21 protein-coding genes are annotated in these 18,468 nt (G+C 60.0%); 10 read left to right on the top strand and 11 right to left on the bottom strand.

Features of this window, described 5'->3' with window-relative positions:
- Positions 1-72: 72 nt before the first annotated feature.
- Entirely contained in the window at positions 73-1,080 is a 1,008-nt protein-coding gene (gene pdxA / locus J3367_RS19690) for a 4-hydroxythreonine-4-phosphate dehydrogenase PdxA (protein ID WP_421462283.1), read from the bottom strand.
- 94 nt (positions 1,081-1,174) lie between these two features.
- Here pdxA and J3367_RS19695 point away from each other — a divergent pair, with 94 nt between their 5' ends.
- Entirely contained in the window at positions 1,175-2,056 is an 882-nt protein-coding gene (locus J3367_RS19695; protein WP_421462285.1) for a DeoR/GlpR family DNA-binding transcription regulator, read from the top strand.
- The gene (locus J3367_RS19700; protein ID WP_421462287.1) at positions 2,053-3,084 is read left to right on the top strand and encodes a four-carbon acid sugar kinase family protein; all 1,032 of its coding nucleotides are present in this window, start codon (positions 2,053-2,055) and stop codon (positions 3,082-3,084) included. Before J3367_RS19695 ends, J3367_RS19700 begins: the two co-directional genes overlap by 4 nt.
- A 56-nt stretch (positions 3,085-3,140) precedes the next feature.
- Here J3367_RS19700 and J3367_RS19705 read toward each other — a convergent pair whose 3' ends face one another.
- The 6 genes from J3367_RS19705 to J3367_RS19730 all read right to left on the bottom strand — a co-directional run bounded on the left by J3367_RS19705 (position 3,141) and on the right by J3367_RS19730 (position 8,511).
- Positions 3,141-3,356 (bottom strand): transposase, encoded by a 216-nt coding sequence (locus J3367_RS19705; protein ID WP_421462407.1) that lies wholly within the window; start codon positions 3,354-3,356, stop codon positions 3,141-3,143.
- Positions 3,357-3,520: 164 nt separating this feature from the next.
- Entirely contained in the window at positions 3,521-4,822 is a 1,302-nt protein-coding gene (locus J3367_RS19710) for a TRAP transporter large permease (protein WP_421462288.1), read from the bottom strand.
- Positions 4,823-4,825: 3 nt separating this feature from the next.
- Complete coding sequence (locus J3367_RS19715; protein WP_421462290.1) at positions 4,826-5,293, bottom strand: TRAP transporter small permease; 468 nt, start codon at positions 5,291-5,293, stop codon at positions 4,826-4,828.
- Between the two features lie 59 nt (positions 5,294-5,352).
- Positions 5,353-6,360: a TRAP transporter substrate-binding protein gene (locus J3367_RS19720; RefSeq protein WP_421462292.1), complete on the bottom strand. Its 1,008-nt coding sequence runs from the start codon at positions 6,358-6,360 to the stop codon at positions 5,353-5,355.
- A 37-nt stretch (positions 6,361-6,397) separates the two neighbouring features.
- On the bottom strand, positions 6,398-7,717 hold the full coding sequence (locus tag J3367_RS19725; protein ID WP_421462294.1) for a phenylacetate--CoA ligase family protein: 1,320 nt from the start codon (positions 7,715-7,717) through the stop codon (positions 6,398-6,400).
- On the bottom strand, positions 7,714-8,511 hold the full coding sequence (locus J3367_RS19730) for a citryl-CoA lyase (RefSeq protein ID WP_421462296.1): 798 nt from the start codon (positions 8,509-8,511) through the stop codon (positions 7,714-7,716). Before J3367_RS19730 ends, J3367_RS19725 begins: the two co-directional genes overlap by 4 nt.
- Before the next feature lie 197 nt (positions 8,512-8,708).
- Between J3367_RS19730 and J3367_RS19735 the strand changes: the two genes are divergently transcribed.
- The 3 genes from J3367_RS19735 to J3367_RS19745 all read left to right on the top strand — a co-directional run bounded on the left by J3367_RS19735 (position 8,709) and on the right by J3367_RS19745 (position 11,810).
- Positions 8,709-9,398, top strand: a complete 690-nt coding sequence (locus tag J3367_RS19735; protein WP_421462298.1) for a GntR family transcriptional regulator — start codon at positions 8,709-8,711, stop codon at positions 9,396-9,398.
- An 87-nt stretch (positions 9,399-9,485) separates the two neighbouring features.
- Entirely contained in the window at positions 9,486-10,526 is a 1,041-nt protein-coding gene (locus J3367_RS19740; protein WP_421462300.1) for a 5-methyltetrahydropteroyltriglutamate--homocysteine methyltransferase, read from the top strand.
- A gap of 588 nt (positions 10,527-11,114) precedes the next feature.
- Complete coding sequence (locus J3367_RS19745; protein WP_421462302.1) at positions 11,115-11,810, top strand: aspartate/glutamate racemase family protein; 696 nt, start codon at positions 11,115-11,117, stop codon at positions 11,808-11,810.
- A 52-nt stretch (positions 11,811-11,862) separates the two neighbouring features.
- Here the strand turns inward: J3367_RS19745 and J3367_RS19750 are convergent, their stop codons facing one another.
- Together J3367_RS19750 and J3367_RS19755 are read right to left on the bottom strand one after the other, a co-directional pair.
- Positions 11,863-12,393 carry an AAA family ATPase gene (locus J3367_RS19750; RefSeq protein ID WP_421462304.1) on the bottom strand — a complete coding sequence of 177 codons (531 nt, stop codon included), beginning with the start codon at positions 12,391-12,393 and terminating at the stop codon, positions 11,863-11,865.
- A 197-nt stretch (positions 12,394-12,590) separates the two neighbouring features.
- Entirely contained in the window at positions 12,591-12,644 is a 54-nt protein-coding gene (locus tag J3367_RS19755) for a hypothetical protein (RefSeq protein WP_421462408.1), read from the bottom strand.
- Between the two features lie 18 nt (positions 12,645-12,662).
- Between J3367_RS19755 and J3367_RS19760 the strand changes: the two genes are divergently transcribed.
- From J3367_RS19760 to J3367_RS19775, 4 genes are all read left to right on the top strand, one after another.
- Positions 12,663-12,920, top strand: a complete 258-nt coding sequence (locus tag J3367_RS19760; protein WP_040325110.1) for a hypothetical protein — start codon at positions 12,663-12,665, stop codon at positions 12,918-12,920.
- A 205-nt stretch (positions 12,921-13,125) separates the two neighbouring features.
- Complete coding sequence (locus J3367_RS19765; protein ID WP_421462410.1) at positions 13,126-13,293, top strand: helix-turn-helix domain-containing protein; 168 nt, start codon at positions 13,126-13,128, stop codon at positions 13,291-13,293.
- Between the two features lie 387 nt (positions 13,294-13,680).
- Positions 13,681-13,890 carry a DUF2945 domain-containing protein gene (locus J3367_RS19770; protein ID WP_421462305.1) on the top strand — a complete coding sequence of 70 codons (210 nt, stop codon included), beginning with the start codon at positions 13,681-13,683 and terminating at the stop codon, positions 13,888-13,890.
- Positions 13,890-14,429 carry a DUF488 family protein gene (locus tag J3367_RS19775; protein ID WP_421462307.1) on the top strand — a complete coding sequence of 180 codons (540 nt, stop codon included), beginning with the start codon at positions 13,890-13,892 and terminating at the stop codon, positions 14,427-14,429. The genes J3367_RS19770 and J3367_RS19775 overlap by 1 nt, the downstream gene beginning before the upstream one ends.
- Before the next feature lie 143 nt (positions 14,430-14,572).
- Here J3367_RS19775 and J3367_RS19780 read toward each other — a convergent pair whose 3' ends face one another.
- Both J3367_RS19780 and J3367_RS19785 read right to left on the bottom strand, forming a co-directional pair.
- Entirely contained in the window at positions 14,573-16,099 is a 1,527-nt protein-coding gene (locus J3367_RS19780; protein WP_421462309.1) for a phospholipase D family protein, read from the bottom strand.
- Positions 16,100-16,197: 98 nt separating this feature from the next.
- Positions 16,198-17,052 carry a LysR substrate-binding domain-containing protein gene (locus J3367_RS19785; RefSeq protein ID WP_421462310.1) on the bottom strand — a complete coding sequence of 285 codons (855 nt, stop codon included), beginning with the start codon at positions 17,050-17,052 and terminating at the stop codon, positions 16,198-16,200.
- A 223-nt stretch (positions 17,053-17,275) separates the two neighbouring features.
- On the opposite strand from J3367_RS19785, the gene J3367_RS19790 reads away from it, so the two are divergent.
- Positions 17,276-18,433, top strand: coding sequence for an MFS transporter (locus tag J3367_RS19790; protein WP_421462312.1), 1,158 nt, complete (start codon positions 17,276-17,278; stop codon positions 18,431-18,433).
- Positions 18,434-18,468 lie beyond the last annotated feature (35 nt).

Consider the following 18,468-nt stretch of genomic DNA (forward strand, 5'->3'; position numbering starts at 1 on the left):
GCGACGCTTTCGCGCGCGGCGCTGGCGCGGCCCAGCGTGCCCGCTACTGATTGTCGGACCGCCGCCAGACCTTCAAGCCGGAGACGAACTTGGGGCGAGTTCCGCCGCGTAGCGAATAGCAGCCTCGAGGCTTTGCGCGCGCGCGATACCCTTCCCGGCGATATCGAAAGCAGTGCCGTGATCCACCGATGTGCGGATGATGCCGCCGTTTAGCCCGACGGTGATGTTTACCCCCTCATCGAACGACATCACCTTGACGGGGGCATGACCCTGGTCGTGGTAGCAGGCGACGATCACATCGAAATCGCCGCGGTTCGCGCGGTAGAACAGCGTGTCCGCAGGAAAGGGGCCGCTGGCGTCGATGCCGTCCCGCTGCGCTCGCGCGATTCCGGGGACAAGCTTCTCTTCCTCCTCGCCGTTGCCGAACAGCCCGTTTTCCCCTGCGTGGGGATTGATCCCGCACACGGCGATCCGGGGTCTCTTCTGTCCAGCGCGCTCGAGGGTTTCGTGGGCCAGCCGTAAGACCGTGTAGGTGCGGTCCGGCGTGATACGACGGATCGCTTCGATCAGGCCCACATGAGTGGTCAGATGGATGACCTTCATCGTCGGCGTTGCGAGCATCATGGAGTAATTCTCAGTGCCGGTTAGCTCGGCTAGGATCTCCGTATGGCCGGGGAAGTGGTACCCGCCGGCATGCAGCGCTTCCTTGTTCAGGGGGGCAGTCGTGATCGCATCGATCCTCCCGGCCTGAACCATCTCGACAGCCGTCTTCAGGAAATGGAATGCGGCAGCTCCGGCCCTCCCGTCGACATGGCCGAAGGGGAGGGCTCCGACCTCAAGGCCCAGATCCGCACAGGCGACAACGCCGTCTCCGGTCTCGGGGACCGGTTCACCGGGGGCGAACTTCACGATGTCAAACGTGGCACCGACGATGTCGCGTGCCCGTGCCAGAGCGCCGGCGTCGCCAATGACACAGGGACGCGCGATCGACAGGACGTCTTGGCTGGCGAGCGCTCGCGCCGTGATCTCGGGGCCGACGCCGCAGACGTCGCCCATTGTGATACCGATCTTAGGCTTCACTTGGTGATCCTCGCTTCTCGAATCCAAGGCTCCCTGCTCCGGAGCGTCCGCTAGAGCCACGCTCTACAGTAGGGCGTGGCATGATGCGACGAAAATGAAAGAAATATATCGAAACCGGCGCAAAGGAGGTACCTTCCGCGGCCTGTGCGGCGGGGAATCAGCGCATCTGATAGAAATCTACCAAGGTGATATGGTGCGTAAAGCCAAGCGACTCGCAAGCATCATCGAAATGCTTCAGATTCAAGGCTTCGCGTCGTTGAGCCAGCTCGCCGAGCGCCTAGACACGTCGGTCTCCACGGTCAGGCGGGACGTGGACTATCTCAGCCGAATCGGGCCGGTAACGCGCACGCATGGCGGCGCGGCGCTCAGTCCCAGCGAAGTGCTCTCCTTCGAGCCGGGCAGCAATATCGCCAGCGAAATCGAGGCGGAGGCGAAGACGGCGATCGGCCGTCACGCCGCGCGGCTGATTTCGCCAGGCAGCACCGTCCTGTTCGACAGCGGCACGACGACGGGCCAGGTAGCCCGTGCCGCTTTGGCCCGCGGTATCGCCTTTACCGCCTTCACCAACGACATCGCGATTGCCACAGCTCTCGCCGGGACCGACAGGATCGTGGTCAATGTTTTCCACGGCCGGGTCCGGAGTGGCTCATCGACCTTGATGGGGGCGGAGACTGTTGCCGATATCGCTCGGATCCGCGGGGACTTGCTGTTCATCGGGACCCACGCCGGTTCCGTGGACGGGCTTTCGGAGACCTCCACAGAGCTCGCCGAAGTCAAAAGGGCGTTCCTCTCGGCTGCCACGCAGACCGTGCTGGTGGCCGACCGGACCAAGTTTCCGAAGCGCTCGCTCTGCAAGTTCGCCGCCTTGTCGGAACTGGATCGGATCATCATTGACGACAGACTGGAGGCCGAACTGCAGAGGGATCTGGCGTCCGCGCATCCCTGCCTGGATTTTGCTGTCAGGCGGATGCCATGACCGTAGTTCGGATAATCGCCGACGACCTGACCGGTGCCCTTGACGCTGCCGCACCCTTCGCAACGCCTGCTGACCCGGTCCATCTCAGCATCGATCCGGCGCTGCCGCAGCCGGAAATCAAACGGACGGTCAGCAGCGAGAGCCGCGAATGCCCGTTGTCGACTGCGCTGGAGCAGGTGCAAGGCGCCTTTGCCCGTATCCGTCTCGGGCCAGGCGACCGAACCCTTTGGTTCAAAAAGGTCGACAGTGTCCTGCGTGGCTGGCCGGTCGAGGAAACACTGGAGCTGATGCGGCTTACGAACCTGCGTCTGTGCGTCTTTGCACCGGCGTTCCCCGATATGGGGCGCCGAACCGTCCGAGGTTTTCACGAGGTGGCGGATCCGGAGCGGCCGGATCTCTGGGGGCCGGCTGCGATCCACGATCTTCGCGCAGCGTTCGAGAGGCAGGGAGCCAAGGCGGCCCTTTTCGATGGGCGGGGTGCCGCGTCCGGTATCGTGATCGGCAATGCGGTGAGCCAGGATGATCTGCGCGACCTGGTGCGACGGGTCTCCGGGCGCGAGGTGCTATGGGCCGGCAGCCGCGGGCTGGCTGAAGCGCTGTGCTCGCCATCCAAGGCGATTGACTGTCCGCGGATCGGGACCATCGTCGTTGGGACGACGCACCCCGTCACCCGACGGCAGACGAAGGCCTTGCTGGAGTCGGGTGGCGGGGATGTCGTGCTGATCGATCCTGTGCCACAGGCGCGAAGCGAAGAGGAAACGTCCAGATTTCTGCATGAGGCGATCGTGCGCTTGGAACGGCCCCGCAACCATGCGCTGATGGTGGTCGGCGGAAAAACGTTGATGATCGTTCTTGCTGCGGCCAAGGCTCAGTCACTGGCATGTGCGGGCGAGATTGGCCCCGGATTGCCGCTTTCCCGGATCATCGGAGGGCGCCTCGACGGGCTGGAGGTCGTGACGAAGTCCGGCGGCTTCGGCCGCACCGAGTTGTTCCTAACGTTGAGTGCAGCAGGTCTCACGGCATCCTGATGCATTGCCTTGTCCGGCGTCAGGTCCGCGACCAGCCGCTTCAGGTTCCGCTCTTGTCATCGAGCTGTTTTAGCTGTCGGATGTCCGACACCCCGATCTCCGCATAGACCTCTTCCAGCGGTGAAGGCGGCTGCAGTGATCCCCATCTTGCGGCACGCTTCGCCGAAGGCCGCACCACCTTCAGCCTGTCTTAGCGCGAAGGCGATCCGCTCGTCTGAATATTGTTTCTTCGGCCGTCCTCTCAGCGATGAAGTATGCTCAAGGAATCGTATTCAATATTGGCGTCCACACATGTCTGTCCGCTTTCGACCCGATCCGCAAATCAGGATTATTTCTGATCTGGATGCAAAGGCGGAAATGCAAAATTCAGCCATATCCGGAAGCTCTTGAGCGCGAGAAGAAATCACAGATATCATTCTTGGGATGATTGCCAAGGTTACATCAGTAGCGCGGGCAGTGCCAACGACAGAGCCGGAATGGATACCAGCAAAATCAGCCGTAGAAGGTCAGCGAAAAGGAAAGGTAAAACTCCCGTGGCGACGGTTTCAAAGCGCAGGTCGTCAGAAGCACTCGCAATCACAAAAAGATTCATTCCCAGCGGCGGGGTAATCAATCCGATCTCAACAACCGAAACCACAAGGACACCGAACCAGATCGGATCGTAGCCCAAATCGACGATGATCGGGAAGACAATGGGTAGTGTGATTAGCATCATCGAGAGGCTGTCGAGGAAACATCCGAGGATCACGTAGATGACCAGGATCATGACTACGACGCCGATCGGCGCGAGTCCGAGCGCGTTGATCCAGTCTACGATGACCCGCGGCAGCGTCGATGTCTCAATGAAGAACTGCAAGACCGACGTACCGATTAATATCATGAACAGCATGCCGGTCGTAGCCGCGGTTTCAACCAGTGCCTCACGGGTCACCTGCCAGTTCAACTGTCCACGCATGGCTGCCAGAACGATGGCACCAAACGCGCCGACGGCTGCCGCTTCGGTAGGAGAGAACACCCCCACATAGATGCCGCCCATGACCACGATGAAAAGCGCAAGAATTGGCGCCATTTGCCGAAACGCCTCGAGGCGACTTGCGCCCGCAAGCCGTGCCGTCCTCGGGGCCCAATGCGGCTTCAAGCGTGCCATCGCGTAAACGGTCGCCATGTACAGTCCGGCGGCGAGGAAGCCAGGTATCATTCCGGCGAGGAACATCCGGCCGATCGATTGTTCAGTCAGGAGGGCATAGATCACCATGATGATCGACGGTGGGATGAGGATGCCGAGAGTACCACCTGCCGCCAACGCACCAGACGTCAGGCGACGGTCATAACCGATTGCCGTCATCTCAGGCACCGCGACCCGTGCCATGGTGGCGGCTGTTGCCAAGCTGGAACCGCAGACGGCGCCGAAAAGAGCGCATGCCCCTATGGTCGCCGAGGCAAGTCCGCCGCGCCAGTGCCCGATCAAAGAGTTGAGTGCACGATAAAGCGAGGCCGAGAGCCCGGCCCTCGAGGCGAACGCGCCCATCATCACGAACAGCGGGATGACGGAGAGCGAATAGCTCGAAGAGGTTACAAAGGGCTGTGAGCCGAGCACAAATCCCAGACTGAACCAACCATTCAAGTAGACCCCACCGCAGATGCCGACTGCGCCCATCGCGATTGCAACGGGAACGCGAAGGCCGATCAGAAACAGGAGAACGACGAGGCCGAGAACCCCGACCAGAGGAGGCGTCATGGCTCAGGCTCGACCCATGCTGGTGAACTCGCGTATTGCGAGCCATAGATTAACGAGGGCGGCGAGACCGATTCCGGCGATCAGCGGGAGCCAGTACCAGACCATCGGAATGCCGATCGACTGGCTCCGGTCTCCATAGGTGTATGCCGTCAGCATCTGTTGAACGGCGAACCAACACGCTCCGGCGAGAAACACCAGGCCCAGCATGGCAGCGAAGATCCGCAACACCTTTTGCCACCTCGGCGGCATCCGGATGGTGAAGACGTCGATCGATACATGCTGGTCGGAGGCGAATCCGTAGGGGATCGCAAGCATGGCGCCGATCATCGTACAGAGCGTGACAATGTCAGTCAGGCCGTGGATTGTCAGCGTGCTGACGGACCGCAGGGCGATATCGATAACCGTCAGGCCGACCGCGATCAGGAAGGCGACGGTGCCAGCAATCGCCAGCCAGAGGGATGCGCGTTTCAATAGGCCAGTTCCCTGTCGAGGGGGCGGCACCGCTGGCCGCCCCGGATGAACGCGTCAGTTCATTCGCATTCGGTAACGGCCTCGCCCATGGCAGAGTAGATCGACTTCGCCTCGTCGGGCGGCAGGTCGGAATCATTCTCCAGATAGTTGTCGATGACCGGCTGCAGCCGCTCGCGCCATTTTTCGCGATCTTCGTCCGACATCGGAATGATCTCGTTGCCGTGCGCCTTGGCGGCTTCGATCGCTTCCTGATCCGTTTCGCGCCACCACTTCCCCCAGTTCGCGAACATCTCTGCGCTGACCTCGTCGATCACCTGCCGGATGTCCTCTGGGAGGCTATCGTAACGTCGCTCGTTGAAAACGATGTACATGGCGACCGGATTGATGCCTGCATCGAGATGATAGTTGAGCACCTCGTGCAGCTTGAAGGCACCGACAGGCCCCCATGGCATGATGTTGCCGTCCACGATGCCGCGCTCCACGCTCTCGTAGATCTCCGTGGGCGGCATGCCAACCGGGGTCGCGCCAACATCTTCCAGCATTGCCGTGATTGCCGGGGTCGGAGTGCGCACGCGCATTCCGGCAAGGTCTTCGAGACTTTCTACCTTCTCCCTCGTATGGGCGGCACTGGGTTCCGTGACGGTCAATGAGAGGATATGTGTTCCCGGATAGTCCGCTTCGACCTGATCCTTGACCGCCATCAGAGCGCACGTGCCGACTTCTGCATTGGGAACGGTAAACGGAAGTTCGACCAAAACCGAACGCGGGTGCCGTCCTCGCGGAATTGCCGGGATGCCAACCGAAACATCCACGACGCCTGCGCGAGCCTGGTCAAACTGTTTGGTCGCGTCGCCAAGCGAGGAGCCGGCCGGAAAGAACGTGAACGCAACGCGCCCATCGGTCTTCTCCTCGATCGCCTTCGCCCATGGCTCCATGGCCAGCGTCTGGATGAAGTGCGTCGAGGGAAACATCGTCGAGATTTTAAGATCGAATTCGGCTGCGAAAGACGGAACGGCAGAGCTCGCCATTCCGACAGCACACCCAAGGACGGTAAAGATCGTTTTCATTTCTATTCCTCCCATTTTTATTGTTTCGCCGGCAGCGTTATTCCTGCACCTCGCTGTAGTCGATCAGCTTGGACTTATATTCGCTGCGAGGTAGATTCCCCGCCGCGACCAGCGCGATATCCGTTGCTACGACGAGTTTGTCCCGCAGGCGTTGCCTGATGCGATCGGCGAGCCCATCTGGCTCCTGTCCGTCGGCCGCAAGTTCAACGAGCACCTTGAGTGGCGGGGTCTGCTTGACCCCCTTGTGACCAGGACGCACGGAGATGACGCCTGTCACCGCGGGTGCAAACTCGTTCACGACTTCGCGGATGGCCGAGGGAAACACATTGACGCCGCGCACTATGAGCATGTCGTCGGTGCGTCCAATGCATCGCACACGTGGCGAGGTACGACCGCAACGGCAGGGCTCAGTGCGGACCGTCACATGGTCGCGTGATCGAAAGCGCAGCATTGGCGCCCCGCGATGGGCAAGATGCGTATAGACAAGTTCGCCACTTGCGCCATCCTCCATCGCGACCGCCTCGCCGGTATGCGGATCGATCAGTTCGATATGCACGAAGCCGCGAGCGCAGAAATGCATGCCCGTCTGCTCTTCGCATTCACCCCAGAGCGAGGCGCCGATGTCGCCGATCCCCATCGCTTCGGTCACCTTCGCGCCCCAGGCGGATTCGAGCTGGGAGCGCATCGCCGGTTCGCCGCCGCCAGGTTCGCCCGCGACGAGAATCCGCTTTACTGAATTGGTCGGAAGGTCCATGCCACGTGCCGTTCCCCACTCGGCGAGATAGAGTGCATAAGATGGGGTGCAGGCGAGCGCCTGCGGCTTTAACAGGTTCACCGCGGCCATCAACCGTTCGGTGTTGCCCGTCCCGACCGGCACGTGGCAAAGGCCGAGCCGATTGAACGAGTCGAGCGCGGCGCCAGCTACGAATGGACCGGCATTATAGGTTGTGACGATGCGCTCGTGCGGGGTGATACCGGATGCCGCATAGCTGCGCGCAGAGGTGCGCACCCAGTTGTCGAGATCGGCCGCCGTTAGCGGGATATAACTCGGCGTACCGGTCGTGCCGCTTGTGGAATAGATGCGGGCCAGATCCTGCATCGAGGCGGCGAGATGCGTCCCGATTGGGTCGGCTTCGCTGCGCGTCGCCCGCAATTCGTCCTTTTCAGTCAGCGGCAGCGCTGCAAGGTCATCCAGGCCACCGACTTGCCCTGCCGTCTCGAAGCCGGCGTCCTGGAGCTTCTTCTGGTAGAAGCGGGAATGCTCAAGCAGATAGCCGATCTGTTGGCGGTAGAGCGCATCATCCTGACGATGCTGTTCCTGCCAGGGGAGAGTCTCGATTTCCGGCTCGTGCATCATGTCGGGGACTGACCTTCGGCTGGCTCATAGGAGATGGCTTCCTCGGCATGGGATGCCATCAGGAAACCGATCTGGTTTTGCTGCTCTTCGGCCAGATGGGCGAGGAGTCCGCCTGTGCGTCCGAGTAGTGGGATCGCCTTGATCATCGCCACCGGGAAGTCGAGGTCGAGCATGACAGCGGCGGTTGGCATCGACACGTTCATCGGCAGCGGCTTGCCCCAGGCTTCGGCGACTGCCGGCTCGAAGGCCCGGGCCAAGGCAACGTGGAGACCGGAGACGTCACGTTCTTCGGCCATTGTCAGAATGCGCTGGGCACGCGGGTCCACGGGGCGGTGCAAAGGATGGCCGAAGCCCGGCATCTTGCTGCCAGCCTGGCGCGTTGTGCGGGCTATGTCGGACGTGACCGCCTCGACGCTTTCGCCAGCATCGACCCGAACCTTGGCTCGGTGCAGGACTTCACCACAGAGCTCTGACGTTCCAAGGACGACTGTGCCGCATCCCAAGATCCCCGCAGCGACCGCTGCCTGCAATGACCGAGGATCGGCGTCGTAGGTCATGCGTGCTGCCACGGCTGTTGGCGTGAGCCCGTGTTCAGCAATCGCAATCAGAAGTAGATCAAGAAAATCGCGCTGGTCAGTCGTCGGCTCGCGCCCCGTGACCAGCAGATAGAAATATTCCGTGAAGGTTAGGCGCCCCATCAGGTCGGCACAGAGATCCCGGCCGCGAATGGTAATGCTCTCCTGATCCGCCGTGCAGATTCCGGACGTGGCTTTGGCGTGCTTGCCGATCAGCAAATTGCAACCTCCCATACGGGCTTCGTGAATGAGGCGGCCAGGCCATCGGTCCGCGAAGCTGTTTCCTAGCGCCGTCCACTCTCGATCCTACGGGGGACGTGTCTTTTAGGAGGCAACATTGTAGGACAAAATTGACGTCGTCAAGCTTGCCTAGCTCCCGATGCGGCGGCTAAGTACGCAGAACAGGACGGAGCCGCATGAACCACGAACTAGCAACGCAGGAACGCGCAGGCCGGGGTGGGACGGTCGATCGCCTCGTCGAAGGGCTGCGCGACGGGATTCTAAACAGTCGCTATGCGCCAGGGCAGAGGCTGATCGAAGCTGATCTCCGGCGCGATTTCGGGGTAAGCAGAGGGCCGTTGCGCGAAGCGTTCCGGCGGTTGTCGGCGGAAGGGCTTCTGCAGATTGTACCCAATCGCGGGGCACTGGTCCGACGTCTCTCCTATGAGGAAATGATCGAACTCTTCCAGATCCGGACCGCGCTGGAGGCGCTGGCCGTGCGGCTGGCCGCACAGGTGACTAGCAGCAATGAAGGCAGGCGCGTGGATTTCGAGAAGGCGATCGCACCGATATGGAACGACGCACCGCGTCTGTCAGGTCCCGCATATCATGAGGAGAACTGGAATTTTCACCAATCGATACTCGACGTCTGCGGCAACCAGCAGCTAGCCGAGCTTAGTCGCCAACTGCAGTTACCGCTGATCATGCTCCAGTTGAGCGGTGCAATGACGCCCGCCATGTACGAGGAATCCGTAGTCGAGCACCGCACGATTGCACACGCAATTCTGGCCGGCGATCCACACGCCGCCGAGTGGGCACTGCGAGATCACCTAGGGCGGGCTCACCAGATCGCATCGCGCATGGACCGGTCGGTCTTTAGAAGTTGAGTTCGGCGACACCAATTTCGAAGCCGTTACCGGCGCCTTCGGGAAAACGGCGCAAATGCTCGAACGTGCAGAACAAGGAGAGGGTTGATGTCAGACAAACAAACACTGCTGCCCACCTCACTGGTTGGTTCTTATGCGCAGCCGGACTGGCTTATTGATCGCAGAAAGCTCGGCATGCGTTTTCCCCCTCGCGTGCGAGCTCAGGAACTGTGGCGCATCGCCCCCGAATGGCTCGAGGAGGCACAGAACGACGCTACGCTGATCGCAATCCGCGATCAGGAGCGGGCCGGGCTCGACATCATTACCGACGGCGAGATGCGTCGCGAAAGCTATTCGAACCGTTTCGCAACCGCCCTCGAAGGCGTCGACATCGATAATCCAGGCACCGCTCTTGACCGTAGTGGTCATCCGAACCCCGTGCCCCGCGTCACCGGTCCAGTCCGGCGCATGCATCCTGTTGAAGTTGATGACGTGAAGTTCCTGCGCGCCAATACGGATCGGCGGGTCAAGATCACCGTGCCGGGCCCTTTCACCATGGCACAACAAGCGCAAGACGACTTTTATGGTGACGAACGCGAAATGGCGCTGGCCTATGCCGCCGCGGTAAATGAGGAGATCAGGGACCTCTTTCTCGCGGGCGCCGATATCGTGCAGATCGATGAGCCCTACATGCAAGCGCGTCCCGACAAGGCTCGCGAGTATGGTGTCGAAGTCGTCAATCGTGCGCTTGACGGAATTGAAGGAGAGACAGCTCTCCACATCTGTTTTGGTTATGCTGCGGTGATCCACGAACGACCGGAAGGTTACTCGTTCCTGCCTGAGCTTTCGCAATCGACAGTTCGGCACCTGTCAATCGAGACCGCGCAATCCTCGCTCGACTGCCAAGTGCTCGAGGCTTTGCCAAACAAAGGCATTATTCTCGGGGTTCTTGATCTGTCGACGCACGAGGTGGAGACAGCCGAGACCGTCGCTGGCCGGATTCGGCGAGCGCTGCCCTATGTTTCGGCCGATCGCATTACCGTGGCACCTGATTGTGGCCTGAAGTACCTTCCACGCGATGTCGCATTTGGCAAAATGAAAGCCATGGCGGACGGCGCGGCCATCCTGCGTAGGGAACTCGCGGGATAGCGGAACTTGTTACGCGGCGAATCCGAATCGTTTCGCTACGGTGGAGCTTTTGGGCGTAGGACATCGCGAAACGACTATGGCGGAGCGAGAGTTGAACGTCGGCTTTCGCTTTGCAGACGCTCCGAAGCTGCCGGTCTCCTTCCGGCCCATAGCTACAACTGCAGGAAGGGCTGTGATGGGTGAGACGCGCGGCGGATCGGTGGCTTCGCTCAGACAACGCCTTCAACGTAGAGCAGGATCGCGCAGATAATTACGGCACAGAAAACCAGAAACCATTTGCCAGCGCCTTTCTCAAAACGAACCCGCTTGTCGGCAATAGGCATACCATCGTGAAGGCTCGACGGAGCTGTCGGACCAGTCCTGGTGACGGTCTCTGTCTTGCTTTTATTTGTCATTCAGCTTCCTCTTGGTCGGGCCGGTTCAGCCTTCTAACTCCATCAGATCTAATGCCGGTCCTTTTGACAGCAATGTCCGTCATTGATCGAATGCAGACGGGCCACTATCGGGAGCAACGATCTCCGTCGACTGAAATCGGAATGGGGTAGGAAAGCGGGATTTGCTATTGGGACAGCACCTACAGGGGGACGCATGCGAACGATCGGCTTGATTGGCGGGATGAGCTGGGAGAGTTCGGTCGAGTACTATCGCATCCTCAACCAAGGCGTCCGAGACCGGCTGGGGCCTACGGCCTCCGCCCGCTGCCTTCTGTGGTCCTTCGACTTCTCCGAGATCGAGGCTCTTCAGCATCGAGGAGATTGGGATGAGCTGACGGCCCGCTTGGTAGAAGCGGCGCGCAAGCTCGAGACGGCCGGAGCCGATATCCTCTTAATATGCACCAACACCATGCATCGCATGGCACCGGCAATCGAGGCGGCAGTGCAGGTGCCCCTTCTTCACATCGCTGATCCGACGGCCGAGCGCATCAAAGCGGCGGGCTTGCAGAAGGTTGGTCTCCTCGGCACCGCGTTCACGATGGAGCAGGACTTCTATAAGGGACGCCTTGCTGAGCGCCATGGGCTGAACGTGCTCGTGCCGAACTCGGAGGACCGTGCCACGATCCACCGTGTGATCTACGAGGAGCTTGTTGCAGGGCAGATCGTCGATGCCTCGCGCGACGCTTACCGGGCTGTCATCGCGCGTCTGGTCGATGCGGGCGCGCAGTCGGTAATTCTCGGTTGCACCGAGATCATGCTGTTGGTTCGACCCGAAGACAGCACGGTGCCCCTGTTCGATACGACAGCTCTTCATGCGCACGCGGCGATCGAAATGGCGCTGGCCGACTGAACGGCAGCTTCCAGCTCTGACGTTTGCGAATGTGATCGGCACCAATGGGTCGTTAGCTGAGATGGCTCAGGATGGAATCCGCTCGATCTGCGACCCCGACCTTGGGCAGCTCTATGACTTCGTATCGAAGTTCGCCATAGGCGACGAGAAGGCGGTCGTACTCGGCGACCGCCTCGGCCAGACCGTGTTGCCGCTCGCCGTCGTTCACGAAGATCTCGGGCCACGGAGGCGTCAGGAAGACTCTGCGATGGTAGCGTTCGTAGCGTTGGAGCACGTCAGCCGCAGCGTGTCCCGTCGCGTGCTGAAGCGCCACGGCGGCGTCGACCAAGCCGCGGTCGAAGAAGACCCAGCCCGCTTCGTCCCCAATGCGCTTCCGGTCCTCGGCTGCGAGGTCGATCGCTCGGCGGGCGAAGGCGGCAAGGTCGACCCAAGGCAATGCACGCCCACTGCCGCGTTGCTCTTCCTCGACTATCCGGCGACCAGGTTCGGGCACGGTCATGAACCCTCGACGTTCGAGTTCGACGAGGAGGGTCGACTTCCCGCCACCAGAACAGCCTGAAAGCACGACGTGTCGAACACTCATGGCGCCTCGCAATCGCTGTCCGCTTTCGGGCGAACCCACTGTAGCCCCAACGGCCCGGAAGGGTCGTGAGCGGTACGACAGCTATCAGCCATACCGTCCAGAAAGCTGCCGGTCGGCTTTCGGCCCTAAACTGCCGCTCGACAGCGGCACCATCGACCTCGTCCCGATTGCAAACACATCGAGACGAGGTCACCGACTTACTGAACGGTCGCAAGTGCCTTGCGGCAATCATCAGCGCATTCGCGGCACATGGTGGCGCATAGCTTGCAATGTTCGTGATCATGCTTCTCGCATTCGGCCGCGCAGGTTTCACAAGCTTTGATGCAAATCTCAAGCTGCGCCCGAAGCAGTTCGACATTCTGCCCTGTCCGGCGCACGGCAAGATGGGCCGTGGCATTGCAGACATCCGCGCAATCCATACAGGTGCGAACGCACTGGCGCATGTCCATTTCTTCGGCCATGCAGGCGTCTGCACACGACGTGCAGAACAGCGAACACAGCATGGAATGGCGGGCCGCCGTCGCTAGAGCCTCGTTCGCACCCTGGCCTACGTCAGGGTGGAGGCGGATCATTTTCTCAATAGACACGTGGAAACTCCGTTGCTTCGGACGCCCACTCGCAGTGGGGATACACTGGGCAACGGACAGTGGCCGATTATGATCCTTATAGCTGCCGTCGAGCCCTCGCTCGAATCTCGCGACGGTCGTTCCAGCGCCGTCTGTCGAACGCGGTCTGACCTTCGAGGTGGTACTGAGGACGGTGCTCCAGCGCGAAGCCAAGTACCTCTCGGCTGACGCAGGATGCTCGATCTCGCAAGCGGCATACGAACTGGGATATGCGGATGCCGCGCATTTCAGCCGAGCATTCGTCAGTTGGAAAGGCATGTCGCCTCGCATGTAGCGGGCCGCGGCTCATGAGCTTACGAACGTCAGCTAACCGCGTAGATCGCCGGGAAGCGGACGGTCTCCTTTCGGCCCACGGCGGCATCGGAAATCACTTCTGATCCACGCCCATGCCGGACACTTCCCGTTGGCCATCCTGGCCGCGGGAGAACGACAATGGGACATTCATCATTCGATCCGGCAACGAACGCACGCAGGGGCGTGGAACGCAGGACGCTCTGTGGGCGCAAAGCGGGCGCTGAAGCCACCGCGGGTTTGAAGGCTCAGCGTCCGGCGGCGCTGGCAGTTGACGTTGACCGTCCGCTCTGTCCGAATCCAAGCAATTTGTTTGTCGGAAGGAACAAGTCAGAAACACAAGCATTCGCATCAAAGACAGGAGGAGACCGTGGCGACATTTTCGGTCGGTGATCACGTCAGCTGGAATTCCGAAGCCGGCCGGGTCAGCGGCAGGATAACGAAGATCCATCTCAAAGATTTCGAATACAAAGGGCACCGGCGTCGTGCGTCGAAAGATGATCCTCAATACGAAATTCAGAGCGACAAGACGGATCATATCGCCGCCCATAAGGAGGGCGCACTGACAAGGATCGACTGATGGTGGCGCAGTTCACCACCGTTGGCCATTCTAACCGCAGTCTAGACGACTTTCTGCAGATCCTGCGGGAGGCCCAAGTCGGCCTGCTGATCGACGTCCGCTCGTTTCCGCGATCACGTACCAATCCGGCCTTCAACATCGACCGGCTGCCCGGCGATCTTGCGCAGGTGCAGATCGGCTATCGGCATTGCCCGGTTTTGGGCGGGCGAAGGAAGAAGCAATCGAGTATCGATGACACTCTCAACGCGCATTGGCGCGTTCAGAGTTTCCACAACTACGCCGATTACGCATTGGGTGACGAATTTGCCGCCGCGTTCGATGAACTGGTCCATCTCGGTCGTGACCAACGCTTGGCACTGATGTGTTCCGAAGCGGTCTGGTGGCGGTGCCATCGCCGCATCATCACCGACTACCTACTGCTGAATGGCCATGCGGTCGATCATTTGATGGCCTCTGGACGGATCGACCCTGCCGTGCCTACGCCAGGCGCAAAGAAAACCGCGCAGGGCAAGGTCGTCTATCCAGCTGCTGGCGTATAGTGTCAGCCGGTTGCCGGCTGAAGCGGTGTCCGCTGACAATCTCCATACCAGCGTGGCACGGGCGTCGTGGGCGGCAAAGATCAAACGCCTTGTCCGCCGTTCATGACTGCCAGCCGGAGCGGATAGGGTAGGCGGTAGTCTCTTCAGAGGAGCCACTCTACCGGCAGCCAACCAATCACCGTCAATGCGAGGTTTCGGAACTTGCTCGAGCCCGGTTCCTCAGTGGTAACCGTGCCGGTAGCGGGATCGATCCAGGCAATTTTGTCATCCTTGACTTCTACTCGCCAGGAGAGACCGGGAAACTCGTCATCAAAGGCCGCGTGCAGCTTTTGGGCGAGGAGCTCGCTGTCGATCAGCAGCCCCATCTCGGTGTTAAGCTGGACCGATCGTGGATCGAAGTTGAACGAACCGATGAATATCCGCTTACCGTCGACCGCAAATGTCTTAGCGTGCAGGCTAGCCCCTGAAGAGCCGAAGAATCCGAGATCGTCGGGGTTTTCCGGCGCGACCTCGGGGCGAAGCTCGTAGAGGGTGACCCCGGATGCGAGCAACGCCTTTCGCCGCTTGGCGTAACCCGCATGGACCGCCAGTACGTCCGTGGCCTCCAGTGAATTGGTCAGCATCCGGACCGGGACGCCCCTGGATTCCAGTGTGGCGAAGGCTTCTACGCCCGCTTTGCCGGGAACGAAGTAGGGTGTAACACCATCGAAACGCTCCTCGATCGAACCAACCGCGTGGGCCAATTGACCGGTCAGAAGGTCGACGCTCGGAACGGCTCCCTGTCCTTTTGCCGGGTCATCGCTGACCAGCACTGTGTCGGTCCACTCCAGAGCGAGAGTGCCCTTGGACAGAGACGCGACAATGTCCGAATTCCTTAGGATTGCTTTGTATTCCAGAAGCCTGGGATCATCATGCCAGCGGGTCAACCGGTCCGAGATTGGGTCGCCACTGCTCGCCGCCACGATGGTCTCTGCCAAATGGACCGAAGGACTGGCCCAGTAGCGGTCGAAATCGGCAGCCACCTCGGGCACGATCTCGCCTACGGCTAGAACGTCGAGATCTACGAAGAGCGGCGTCGGGCCGGTCCCAAAGTACTCGTCGCCGATATTGCGTCCACCGACGATCGTGGCAAGCCCGTCGACTGTGAACGACTTGTTGTGCATCCGCCGATTCAGCCGGAAAAAATCGAAGCCGTAGCTGAGCATTTTCAAACGGCGCAGGTTGAACGGATTGTAGAGTCGGACCTCAGCGTTTTTGTGCGCGTCGAGCTGCGCGATTTCCGCATCCAGGCCGGACGTACCATTATCGTCCAGAAGAAGTCGCACCCGCACGCCGCGATCTGCCGCTCGGCGCAGGGCGTCGAGCAAGAGCGATCCTGTCAAGTCGCCGTGCCAGATATAATATTGCGCGTCGATGGAGGAAGCAGCAGCGTCCGCCAGGAGGATGCGTGCGGCGAATGCGTCCGCGCCGTTCCCAAGCGGCGCGACGCCAGTCAGGCCGGGCCGGTTCCGCGCAGCCCGCTCGGCGAGCGGACCGTCTACCGGTGATGGCAGTGCGACAGTGACGCCCCGACCGTCGACGACTGGGACCGAAAAAACCATCCGCGCCAAAAGGACTGAAAGTCCGGCGCCGACTAAGAGGGCTACCAAAGCTTTCAGAAGCCACGTCATCTCGGGTCCTTTTTCGGTTGATTGGAATGCTCGCGACGAGCGAGAACCTCGATCGCGGCGTGGCACCCGCGCCATAGGAACGATAGTCCGCTATGATCTCAAGCCTCGTCATGCATGGAAAAGGTGTCGATACACCATTTCCAAACCGCGTCAGTTACTTGTCGAGGATGGCGAGATTTCCTACGGACGAGATAATAATCAACGTCCGGCGCATACCCTGCTTTTCCAGCATTAACTAACCGCCCGGATTCCAAGTCGGCTTGAACGAAAGCGCGGCTGACAATCGCTAATCCCTGTCCCGCCAATGCAGCGTCGAGTGCGTGGGAGATGTGATTGAACGTGGCACCCGGTAATTTCCCGGACACGCCGAAGTATCTAGCCCAGTGATCGTAAGCGTCGTGAAGAAGAGGGAATCGCCGAACCTGTTCCGGTGTTAGGGGGGCAGCGAGAGTTCCTAGGATGTGTGGGCTGGCCACCAGAATGAGTTGCTGCCGAAACAACAGCTTAGCCTCCAGCGAAGCCGCAAACGGTGGATGGCTCTCGCGCACTGCGATGTCTACTTGACCACCGGTTAGATCCGATATGGCGATTGTCGCGATGGTTCTGATTGCAATATCCGGGAGCAGAGCACTAAGGGACGATAGTCTTGGGATCAGCAACCTCGTCGCGAAGGTGGGAGTCACGCTCAGTGTGATGCTTCTGTCATGGCTATCAAGTTGTTCGGTTGCTCCTCTCATTATATCGAAAGCGCGTGCAATTTCGGCATGATACGCGACGCCGCTGGTGGTGAGTGCAATGCCTCGGGGCAAGCGCGTAAAAAGGGTCAGTCCCAAATGGTCTTCCAAAAGACGAACCTGTTGCGCGACAGCGCCCTGGGTAACTCCGAGCTCGTCAGAAGCCGCTCGAAAGCTCAAGCACCGCCCAGCAGCTTCAAAGGTACGGATCGCGTTCATGGGCGGAAGAGATTTGCGTGGTGCCCGCATCAGCTGCCTTTAGTTTTTCTACAGCCTGCGACATTCCTTCTGGCGCGAAAGTCAGTCGATAAACCGGCATTGTGGTCGGTGAAACCCGTCACTGCTTGACTGCTCTCCTCTGCCAGATTGCAGCGGATGGAGCAAAGCGAACACTACCACCTGCGTGCTGAGGCTTGCCATGATCCAACAACGAACGGCAGTAATGCCGACCTCCTATGCAGTCATACTAGCGGTAAGCGGAACCCACCTGATCAACGATCTGATCCAGTTTCTCCTGCCCGCGCTGTACCCGTTGTTGAAGTCACAGTACGCGCTGACCTATTTTCAGTTAGGTCTGTTGACGTTGGCGCAACAGATCACCGCATGCATTCTGCAGCCCATATTGGGCTTGTATGGAGACCTACGACCAAAACCCTATGCGCTAGCCGTATCAATGGCGGTAGTCGCTATTGGCATCGTACTCCTCGCGACGGCGGGTGACTTCCCGTCGCTCCTCTTCGCTTCGGCAGTTCTGGGGCTTGGATCGGCGATATTTCACCCCGAAGCATCACGTGTGTGTCGCATGGCGTCGGGTGGTCGTCTGGGATTTGCGCAATCAAGTTTCCAGGTCGGCGGGAATGCGGGAACGGCGCTTGGTCCGCTTGCGGCCGCGCTCATCGTGGTCCCGCTCGGTCAGTTTAGCACTGTCTGGTTCGGCCTGCTCGGCGTCTGTGGGATTATCGTTCTGCTTTGGATCGCGCGTTGGTTCGCGCATCATCAGCGCATGACGGCTGCTGCCGGGGCGCGGCAGATGGATGGCCCGAGTTTTTCGTACAGGCACATCAGCATTTCGTTCTCGATTTTAGGCGCGCTCTTGCTTAGCAAATTCATATACATTGAGACATTCAAAACCTATTATGCATTCTTCCTGATTGAAAGGTTTGGCCTTGGGGTGGCCCAGGCACAGAGCCTCCTGTTTATCTTTCTAGCAGCGGTTGCTTTCGGCACCTTTTTCGGTGGCCCAGTGGGAGATCGGATCGGACGAAAGAAAGTTATTTGGGTCTCGATCGTCGGCGCTCTTCCTTTTGCACTGATGCTGCCATTTGCTGAGCTATGGGTAGCAGTCGGGTTGAGTATCGTTGTGGGGGTGATTCTATCGTCAGCTTTCTCAGCGATAGTGGTATTTGCGCAGGAGTTGATGCCGCAGAATGTCGGCATGGTGACAGGCTTTGTTTTTGGATTCGCGTTCGGTGTGGGGGCGCTCGGTGCTGCCGCATTCGGTGCTCTGGCGGACCACATCGGGATAGAGCAGGTCTTTACCTACCTTTCTATGCTGCTTTTCCTCGGGTTCCTCACAAAATTTCTTCCGGATCTAAAATGATATCCAAAGATCTGCTCAAACCGAGCGTTGGACTT

Origin of the sequence: Aurantimonas sp. NFXS3, from assembly GCF_049132005.1 — a bacterium.
In the GTDB taxonomy this organism is placed as follows: Bacteria; Pseudomonadota; Alphaproteobacteria; order Rhizobiales; family Rhizobiaceae; genus Aurantimonas; species Aurantimonas coralicida.

Coding starts and splice junctions, on each gene's coding strand:
- J3367_RS19695 (WP_421462285.1), top strand. CDS start 1,175: ATGAAAGAAATATATCGAAACCGGCGCAAAGGAGGTACCTTCCGCGGC.
- J3367_RS19700 (WP_421462287.1), top strand. CDS start 2,053: ATGACCGTAGTTCGGATAATCGCCGACGACCTGACCGGTGCCCTTGAC.
- J3367_RS19710 (WP_421462288.1), bottom strand. CDS start 4,822: ATGACGCCTCCTCTGGTCGGGGTTCTCGGCCTCGTCGTTCTCCTGTTT.
- J3367_RS19720 (WP_421462292.1), bottom strand. CDS start 6,360: ATGAAAACGATCTTTACCGTCCTTGGGTGTGCTGTCGGAATGGCGAGC.
- J3367_RS19725 (WP_421462294.1), bottom strand. CDS start 7,717: ATGATGCACGAGCCGGAAATCGAGACTCTCCCCTGGCAGGAACAGCAT.
- J3367_RS19735 (WP_421462298.1), top strand. CDS start 8,709: ATGAACCACGAACTAGCAACGCAGGAACGCGCAGGCCGGGGTGGGACG.
- J3367_RS19740 (WP_421462300.1), top strand. CDS start 9,486: ATGTCAGACAAACAAACACTGCTGCCCACCTCACTGGTTGGTTCTTAT.
- J3367_RS19745 (WP_421462302.1), top strand. CDS start 11,115: ATGCGAACGATCGGCTTGATTGGCGGGATGAGCTGGGAGAGTTCGGTC.
- J3367_RS19750 (WP_421462304.1), bottom strand. CDS start 12,393: ATGAGTGTTCGACACGTCGTGCTTTCAGGCTGTTCTGGTGGCGGGAAG.
- J3367_RS19760 (WP_040325110.1), top strand. CDS start 12,663: ATGTTCGTGATCATGCTTCTCGCATTCGGCCGCGCAGGTTTCACAAGC.
- J3367_RS19775 (WP_421462307.1), top strand. CDS start 13,890: ATGGTGGCGCAGTTCACCACCGTTGGCCATTCTAACCGCAGTCTAGAC.
- J3367_RS19780 (WP_421462309.1), bottom strand. CDS start 16,099: ATGACGTGGCTTCTGAAAGCTTTGGTAGCCCTCTTAGTCGGCGCCGGA.
- J3367_RS19785 (WP_421462310.1), bottom strand. CDS start 17,052: ATGAACGCGATCCGTACCTTTGAAGCTGCTGGGCGGTGCTTGAGCTTT.
- J3367_RS19790 (WP_421462312.1), top strand. CDS start 17,276: ATGCCGACCTCCTATGCAGTCATACTAGCGGTAAGCGGAACCCACCTG.